General features: G+C 41.1%; 9 protein-coding genes. All 9 read left to right on the top strand.

The annotated features are described in order from the left end of the window. Positions 1-128: DUF4261 domain-containing protein (locus ADM33_RS10990; protein ID WP_152906834.1), on the top strand; the 128-nt coding region annotated here is incomplete at its 5' end. Positions 129-171: 43 nt separating this feature from the next. Continuing rightward, a complete protein-coding gene (locus ADM33_RS09095) occupies positions 172-639 on the top strand; it encodes a hypothetical protein (protein ID WP_049504675.1) in 468 nt (155 codons plus the stop codon). Next, positions 632-1,648, top strand: coding sequence for a hypothetical protein (locus ADM33_RS09090; protein WP_049504673.1), 1,017 nt, complete (start codon positions 632-634; stop codon positions 1,646-1,648). The genes ADM33_RS09095 and ADM33_RS09090 overlap by 8 nt, the downstream gene beginning before the upstream one ends. Positions 1,649-2,245: 597 nt before the next feature. After that, on the top strand, positions 2,246-3,700 hold the full coding sequence (locus tag ADM33_RS09085) for an aminotransferase class I/II-fold pyridoxal phosphate-dependent enzyme (RefSeq protein ID WP_049504671.1): 1,455 nt from the start codon (positions 2,246-2,248) through the stop codon (positions 3,698-3,700). Then, positions 3,701-4,561 carry a polyamine aminopropyltransferase gene (gene speE / locus ADM33_RS09080; RefSeq protein ID WP_049504668.1) on the top strand — a complete coding sequence of 287 codons (861 nt, stop codon included), beginning with the start codon at positions 3,701-3,703 and terminating at the stop codon, positions 4,559-4,561. It abuts the gene before it with no gap. Further along, entirely contained in the window at positions 4,558-5,817 is a 1,260-nt protein-coding gene (locus ADM33_RS09075) for a saccharopine dehydrogenase family protein (protein ID WP_049504666.1), read from the top strand. The genes speE and ADM33_RS09075 overlap by 4 nt, the downstream gene beginning before the upstream one ends. After that, entirely contained in the window at positions 5,817-6,944 is a 1,128-nt protein-coding gene (nspC, locus tag ADM33_RS09070) for a carboxynorspermidine decarboxylase (protein WP_049504665.1), read from the top strand. The genes ADM33_RS09075 and nspC overlap by 1 nt, the downstream gene beginning before the upstream one ends. Further along, positions 6,941-8,026, top strand: a complete 1,086-nt coding sequence (aguA, locus tag ADM33_RS09065; protein WP_049504663.1) for an agmatine deiminase — start codon at positions 6,941-6,943, stop codon at positions 8,024-8,026. Before nspC ends, aguA begins: the two co-directional genes overlap by 4 nt. A gap of 9 nt (positions 8,027-8,035) precedes the next feature. Further along, positions 8,036-8,911 (top strand): N-carbamoylputrescine amidase, encoded by an 876-nt coding sequence (gene aguB, locus ADM33_RS09060; RefSeq protein ID WP_049504662.1) that lies wholly within the window; start codon positions 8,036-8,038, stop codon positions 8,909-8,911. The last annotated feature ends 203 nt before the right edge of the window (positions 8,912-9,114 follow it).

Raw genomic sequence — 9,114 nt, 5'->3', positions numbered from 1 at the left:
ATGTTTTAGGCAGTGATGTCACCTTAAAGGACGGTGAAACCATTGGCTTTTCAGAAGATCAAAAAATCAAAATCACTGAGTCAAAAGCTGTCTATTTGGAAGGCAATTCCTTGAAATTAGATGTTTAGACCATGATTTATATTTGAGTGTCCTTCCTAGATTGAGGTTTTTATGAAGCGTAATATAAAAAAGTATTATCTCTACCGATTTCTGGTCTATAGATTTGAAAAACTCTCTTGTAAGGACCCAAGTCTCAAGGAAATAGAGTCAGAGAAGAGAGAAAAAATCCTTCTAGAGGCTACTCGAACTAGTCAAAAGATTATTCTAGTCCTTGGAATTCTTTATGTTTTGCTAAATTCGGCTTTGTTCATTTACCTTAGGGCTAGTGATTTTCAAAATCCCTTATTGACTTGGTTTACTGATTACGTCGACTATTTAGGTGGACTGATAAACGGAGAATGGGGCGGTAGTTGGCGTCAAAAGAAAGCTAGTTTTTTGATGATTGCTCTACTGGCTTTGCCCATTGTGGTCATAGAAGGTTGCCCCTTCTTCTTGCTAGTCTTATTGATTGGGAATTGGGTGCTAAAGAGAAAGATAAGATTTGAGAGAGAACATAAAGGAGTAGAGAGCCATGGCTAGAACGGCGATAATAGGTACTTTAATAGTTTTTGCAATCTTTAATCTGCTTCTCGGTCTGGGCTTTTATCTCTTTCTAAAAAAGAGGAAAGAGAACGGGCAGTCATTGTACGAAACCCCTGTAAATCAACAAACTCGAACAGAAAAACTGGGTTTAGGCGAGATTTTAGTCTACCTGACGTTGATTGCTATTGCAGGGATCTTTGCTTTTCAGGCCTTAAATAGAGGTGGTGTTGGGAATTCTATTTTAGCCAAAATGATCTTCCTCCCAGCTATAATGGCTCTTTTCAATGCAAGAAAAAGGACTGGAAAGTCTTTACTTGCCCTCCTTATAACCTTTATGGTCTTTCTGGTAGGAGTCATGTTTAATCTCACGATTGGTTTGCCACCTCAAGCACCGATTTTGCAAATTAATGAAAGTAAAATCATTTTAGCAGAAACCAAAGCCAGTGAGCTGATGGATGCTGGATTTGACATCTATGTAAGACAGGGTGATGGTGGTAGCGACTACGAAGAGCTCTTGACAGAGGGAAGTTTCCAAAAGTATCCTGGAGATAAAACAGTCGTCATCGAAAAAGGCTTCAGACTGGATAGCAATGCTGTTCCTTACGCTCCCTATCTCCTAGCAAAAGATGGCATAGTACTGGGGAGTATTTCCTTTTACGGTGCTGAGGACCAGGATGTGGCTTTAGAAGATTCTAAGGTTATTCAGGTTCGATTTAACAAGGAAAGTATTGAGGCAGCTAAAAAACATTTTATCACTCTCAAATTAGATGAACTTGACTTGTCTACTCGACTGGATGTTTCTCTTGTTCAAGAAACTTTTAAAAAGCATCTATGGTCAATTCCCCCATCACATACAAGTGATGTCACTCAATTGTGGTATGGATTAAAGTGGTCCAGCAACAGTGACTCTCTATTTTGGAATGAGTATTATAGTCTCATCCATCTGGATGAAAATTACTTGATGACTGATTTTGAGCTAGCTGTTCAAGTAGCACGAGATGACTAGATAGGATTTTGAATAGTTGACTGTACTTATAACTAATTGAGGAGCTGAGTATTTTAGTTCCTTTTTAATTTTTTTGAACTTATTTTAAAACGGTTTCTATTTTATGGTTCGTTGATTTTCACGAACAAAAAAATGAATTTATTTAAAAAAGTTTCTAAAAATACTTTACAAGTATCTGAAAACATGATATAGTAATGAAGCTTAGAAAATGAGATGATGTTTTCTAGCAAATATAAACCCGAGTAAAAAATGCCTACGGACAGGCAGGGTTGAATGCCGAAGCGTGGTTGAAAAGCCACATTATTGATAGGGTTAAAAGCCTACTTTTATAAGTTGATGTTAGAACATTAGTTCTAATTCGTATAGATTTGTTAGTGTGGTGAAAGCACACGTCATCTTGTGAAACGATCAATAAAGTACGTAATATTTGCTACTAGAGAGTTAGGAAACATCAGGAACAGACATACTCAAAAGAAACAAACATAAACACGTCAGTAGATTGTAGAGCAGGTGCCAACCTGCTCTTTTTTCATAAGTATCCTTTAGAGCCTTACATGGTTAAGGTGTAAAACTATGGTAAAGGAGTATGTCTTTATAATGTTAAATCAAAACCAAGCTCCTATCTATGAGGGGTTGGTCAAGTTACGAAAGAAAAGAATTGTACCGTTTGACGTACCTGGTCACAAGCGTGGCCGTGGAAACCCAGAGTTGGTTGAACTTTTAGGGGAAAAATGTGTAGGCATAGATGTCAACTCTATGAAGCCCTTGGATAATCTGGGGCATCCCATTTCGATTATCCGAGAAGCTGAGGAACTAGCTGCAGAAGCTTTTGGTGCTGCTCATGCCTTTTTAATGATTGGGGGCACAACCTCATCTGTTCAAACTATGATTCTCTCCACCTGTAAAGCTGGAGATAAGATCATCCTTCCTCGAAATGTTCATAAGTCAGCTATCAATGCGCTCGTTTTATGTGGCGCTATTCCCATTTATATTGAGATGAGTGTGGATCCAAAAATCGGTATTGCTTTGGGGCTTGAAAATGAGCGTGTAGCACAAGCTATTCAGGAACATCCAGATGCCAAGGCTATCCTAATCAACAATCCTACCTACTATGGGATTTGTTCAGATCTTAAGGGGCTAACAGAGATGGCTCACGCTGCAGGAATGAAAGTCTTAGTAGATGAGGCACACGGTGCCCATCTGCATTTTACAGATAAACTTCCTCTATCTGCTATGGATGCAGGAGCAGATATGTCAGCAGTGTCTATGCATAAGTCTGGTGGTAGCTTGACACAAAGTTCACTTCTTTTAGTTGGGGATCAGATGAATCCTGAGTACGTGCGTCAAATCATTAACCTGACCCAATCAACATCAGCATCTTACTTACTAATGTCTAGTTTGGATATTTCACGCCGCAATCTGGCCCTCCGTGGTAAAGAATCCTTTGAGAAAGTCATTGAGCTATCCGAGTACGCTCGTCGTGAAATCAATGCTATCGGTGGCTACTATGCCTACTCAAAAGAGCTAGTAGACGGTGTGTCTGTCTGTGATTTTGATGTTACTAAGTTGTCAGTCTACACCCAAGGAATCGGCCTAACAGGAATCGAGGTATATGATCTCCTGCAAGACGAATATGATATTCAGATTGAGTTTGGTGATATTGGGAATATCTTGGCCTACATTTCAATTGGTGACCGCATTCAAGACATTGAACGCTTGGTGGGTGCGCTAGCTGATATCAAGAGACTCTACTCACGAGATGGGAAGGACTTGATTGCTGGAGAATATATCCAGCCTGAGTTGGTGCTATCTCCTCAGGAAGCCTTTTATTCAGAGAGAAGAAGTTTAACCCTGGACGAGTCTGTGGGGCAAGTCTGTGGGGAATTTGTCATGTGCTACCCTCCAGGTATTCCAATCCTAGCGCCAGGTGAACGGATTACACGAGAAATTGTCGATTATATTCAATTTGCCAAAGAACGTGGTTGTTCCCTCCAAGGAACGGAAGATCCAGAGGTCAACCACATCAATGTCATTGAGAGAAAGGAGAACTAGATGGATTTATGGTTTTCTGAGGTTCACACTCCAGATGTGAAATTGTCCTTGAGAACAGCTAAGCAACTCTACGCTGGTAAAAGTGAATGGCAGGATATTGAAGTTTTAGATACGCCAGCTTTTGGAAAGATTTTGATTTTAAACGGGCATGTCTTGTTCTCGGATGCAGATGATTTTGTCTACAACGAAATGACCGTCCACGTTCCCATGGCTGTCCATCCCAATCCAAAGAAAGTCTTGGTTATTGGGGGTGGTGACGGAGGTGTTGCCCAGGTATTAACACTCTATCCTGAACTGGAGCAGATTGATATCGTGGAACCGGATGAGATGTTGGTTGAGGTCTGTCGTGAGTATTTTCCAGACTTTGCTGCTGGGCTAGATGATCCTCGTGTCACTATTTATTATCAAAATGGACTGAGATTTTTGAGAAACTGTGAAGATGATTACGACATTATCATCAATGATGCGACTGATCCATTTGGACATACGGAAGGGCTCTTTACCAAGGAATTTTACGGCAATAGCTACCGGGCTCTCAAAGAAGACGGAATCATGATCTATCAGCATGGTAGTCCTTTCTTTGACGAAGATGAGTCTGCTTGCCGAAGCATGCACCGCAAGGTCAATCAAGCTTTTCCAATTAGCCGGGTTTATCAAGCACATATACCTACCAGTCCTGCTGGCTATTGGTTGTTTGGATTTGCATCAAAAAAATATCACCCTGTCAAAGATTTTGATAAGGAAGGCTGGAAAAAACGCCAGCTATTCACAGAATACTATACTGCAAACTTACACATTGGTGCCTTTATGTTGCCAAAATACGTTGAAGACATTTTAGAAGAAGAGGAAGGAAAAAAATGAGTCGTTTATTAGTTATCGGATGTGGGGGCGTTGCCCAAGTTGCTATTTCAAAGATTTGCCAAGATAGCGAAACTTTTAAAGAAATTATGATTGCTAGCCGTACCAAGTCAAAATGTGATGACTTGAAAGCTAAATTAGAAGGCAAAACTAATACAAAGATTGAAACAGCTGCTCTTGATGCTGACAAGGTAGAAGAAGTGATTGCCTTGATTGAAAGCTACAAACCAGAAGCTGTTTTGAACGTAGCTCTACCATACCAAGATTTGACTATTATGGATGCTTGTTTGGCAACAGGTGTCCACTATATCGATACTGCCAACTATGAGGCTGAGGACACAGAAGACCCTGAATGGCGTGCTATTTATGAGAAACGTTGTAAGGAGCTTGGTTTTACTGCCTACTTTGACTACTCATGGCAATGGGCTTACCAAGAGAAATTCAAGAAAGCAGGTCTAACTGCCTTGCTTGGTTCTGGTTTTGACCCAGGGGTAACCAGCGTCTTTTCAGCATACGCCCTCAAACACTATTTTGATGAAATCCATTATATCGATATTTTAGACTGTAATGGTGGTGACCACGGTTATCCATTTGCGACAAACTTTAACCCAGAAATCAATCTACGTGAGGTTTCTGCACCAGGTTCTTACTGGGAAGATGGAAAATGGGTTGAGGTCGAAGCTATGTCTATCAAACGTGAGTATGATTTCCCACAAGTTGGTCAAAAAGACATGTATCTCCTCCACCATGAAGAAATCGAATCATTAGCAAAGAATATTCCAGGTGTTAAACGCATTCGTTTCTTTATGACATTTGGTCAATCTTATCTAACGCACATGAAATGCTTGGAAAACGTTGGTCTTCTTCGTACAGATGCTATTAATTTTAACGGACAAGAAATCGTACCAATCCAATTCTTGAAAGCCTTGCTTCCAGATCCTGCAAGCCTTGGCCCACGTACTGTTGGTAAAACAAATATCGGATGTATCTTTACAGGCGTCAAAGATGGCGTTGAAAAGACCATCTACATTTACAATGTTTGCGACCATCAGGAGTGCTATGCAGAGGTTGGATCACAAGCCATTTCTTACACAACAGGTGTTCCTGCCATGATTGGGACAAAATTAGTGATGGATGGTACATGGAAACAGCCTGGAGTTTATAACCTTGAAGAGTTGGATCCAGACCCATTCATGGAAGCTTTAAATAAATACGGTTTGCCATGGGTTGTGGTTGAAAATCCACAAATGGTGGACTAATGAAGTTAGAACAAGTACCAACACCAGCCTATGTCATTGATTTAGCAAAACTAGAAGAAAATTGTAGCATTTTGCAAGAGGTTCAGGAAAAGGCAGGCTGTAAGGTGTTGCTCGCTCAAAAGGCTTATTCTCTCTATAAAACCTATCCCCTAATTAGCCAGTATCTATCAGGTACGACGGCTAGTGGACTCTATGAAGCTAAGTTAGCTAGAGAAGAGTTTCCGGGAGAAGTCCATGTATTTGCACCTGCTTTCAAGGAATCAGATATGGAAGAGCTACTGCAAATATCGGATCATATTGATTTTAACTCAGAGAGACAACTTCGAAAGTATGGTCAACGTTGTCGTGAGGCTGGTATCAGTGTGGGTCTTCGCATCAATCCTCAATGTTCAACGCAGGGTGACCACGCGCTTTATGATCCTTGTGCTCCTGGCTCTCGTTTTGGAGTGACTTCAGACAAGATACCAAGTGATTTATTGGAATTGGTTGACGGACTTCATTTTCATACCCTCTGTGAGCAAGGGGCAGATGATTTACAAACGACTTTGAAAGCAGTAGAAGAGCAGTTTGGAGCTTATTTGCACCAAGTTAAATGGCTCAATATGGGTGGTGGACATCATATTACGAGAGATGATTATGATGTGGACTTACTGATCTCTGAGATTAAACGTATTCGAGAAACCTATAACCTTGATGTCTATGTCGAACCAGGTGAAGCCATTGCCCTTAATGCGGGCTATCTAGCGACAGAAGTCTTGGATATTGTTGAAAATGGGATTGAGACCTTGGTGCTAGACGCCTCGGCAAGCTGCCATATGCCAGATGTTCTTGAGATGCCTTATCGTCCCCCATTGAGAGATGGATTTGAAGCACAAGAAAAACCTTATACTTATAGACTCTCTTCAAATACTTGCCTGACAGGGGATATCATTGGAGACTATAGCTTTGAAAAACCGATTGAGATTGGCGATCGCCTCTATTTTGAAGACATGGCTATTTACTCATTTGTCAAAAATAATACCTTTAACGGGATTGGACTTCCAAGTTTGTATCTCATGGATAAAGAGGGTGAGTGCAGTCTAGTCAAAGCATTTGGCTACCAAGACTTTAAGGAGAGATTATCATGATGGACAGCCCAAAGAAATTAGGTTATCGTATGCCTGCAGAGTATGAACCCCATCATGGGACTCTCATGATATGGCCTACTCGACCAGGGTCTTGGCCATTTCAAGGAAAGGCTGCAAAAAAAGCTTTTAGCCAGATTATCAAAACGATTGCTCAGGGGGAAACAGTCTACCTTTTGGTTGAGGAGGACTATCTATCTGAAGCGCAATCCTATCTAGGAGACCAAGTTGTTTATTTAGATATTCCGACAAATGATGCCTGGGCGCGTGATACTGGTCCGACCATTCTCCTCAATGATCAGAGGGAAAAGTTGGCGGTAGATTGGTCTTTCAATGCCTGGGGTGGTACTGTTGACGGTCTTTACCAAGACTATGAAGCAGATGACCAAGTAGCCAGTCGTTTTGCTGAGGAGTTGGAAATACCTGTTTACGATGCCAAACCTTTTGTACTGGAAGGTGGAGCTATACATAGTGACGGTCAAGGAACTATTCTCGTAACTGAAAGTTGCTTGCTTAGTCCTGGTCGTAATCCTCACCTGACTAAAGAGGAGATTGAAAAGATCTTACTAGAGAGTCTTGGTGCTGAAAAAGTTATCTGGTTGCCTTACGGTATTTATCAAGATGAGACAAATGAACACGTCGACAATGTTGCAGCCTTTGTTGGTCCTGCAGAACTTGTCTTGGCTTGGACGGACGACGAAAGTGATCCCCAGTATGCCATGTCTGCAGCAGATCTAGCTCTTTTAGAGAAGGAAACCGATGGAAAAGGCCGGAGTTTCACTATTCATAAACTTCCAATCCCAGCTATTCATCAAGTAGTTACAGAGGAGGATTTGCCGGGCTATACTTATGAAGAAGGTGAAGAGGAGCGCTATGCCGGGGAACGTTTAGCAGCTTCCTATGTAAATTTTTACATTGCTAATAAGTCTGTATTAGTGCCGCAATTTCAGGATGCTAACGACCAAGTGGCCTTGAATATTCTGAGCCAGTGTTTCCCAGCCCGTGATGTTGTCGGAATTCCTGCAAGAGATATTCTTTTAGGTGGTGGAAATATCCACTGTATTACCCAACAAATTCCAGAATAGGAGAAAAAGATGAGAAATGTAACGGTTGCAGCCATTCAGATGCAATGCGCTAAGGATGTGGATACTAATATCCAAACAGCTGAACGTTTGGTTCGACAAGCTGCGGAGCAAGGAGCCCAGATCATTCTTTTACCAGAATTATTTGAACGTCCCTATTTCTGTCAGGAACGTCAGTATGACTACTACCAGTATGCCCAGTCTGTGTCTGAAAATACAGCTATTCAGCATTTCAAAGGAATTGCCAAAGAGCTAAAGGTCGTTTTACCGATTAGTTTCTATGAAAAAGATGGTAATGTCTTATACAATTCCATTGCTGTCATTGATGCAGATGGAGAAGTACTGGGCGTTTATCGTAAAACTCATATACCAGATGACCATTATTATCAGGAGAAATTCTTCTTTACACCTGGAAACACAGGCTTCAAGGTCTGGGACACTCGCTATGCCAAGATTGGAATTGGCATCTGTTGGGATCAATGGTTCCCTGAAACAGCCCGTTGCCTTGCTCTAAATGGCGCAGAATTGCTCTTTTATCCAACAGCTATTGGTTCAGAGCCTATTTTGGATACAGATAGTTGTGGTCATTGGCAACGTACCATGCAGGGACATGCAGCAGCAAATATTGTGCCAGTTATCGCAGCCAATCGTTATGGTTTAGAAGAAGTCACTCCTTGCGAGGAAAATGGTAACCAAAGTTCAAGTCTTAATTTCTACGGTTCATCCTTTATGACCGATGAAACAGGAGCTATTTTAAGTCAAGCCGAACGGCAAGGCGAAGCTATCTTGTTAACTAATTATGACCTTGACAAGGGAGCGAATGAGCGCCTGAATTGGGGTCTCTTTAGAGACAGAAGACCAGACATGTATAAAGATATTGTCAGATGAAAAAGCCTATCCTAGGCTTTTTTTCTGTAGATACTATAATAATTTTTTGATAAAGTATTAGAAATCTGATAAAATTAACATAGTGTAAGAATGATAAGAGAGGTTGGGGAGCTCTCAATCAATTTTTTCTTGAAGAATTAAGCCGTGACTGAGGTTAATTATGGGAAAATGGACTTGTAGATGTGGTCAAGCAATGAACGACC

Source organism: Streptococcus oralis (assembly GCF_001075875.1).
In the GTDB taxonomy this organism is placed as follows: Bacteria; Bacillota; Bacilli; order Lactobacillales; family Streptococcaceae; genus Streptococcus; species Streptococcus oralis_I.
The sequence above is the reverse complement of the archived record's forward strand: the minus strand, read 5'-3'. Positions and strand labels throughout refer to the sequence as shown.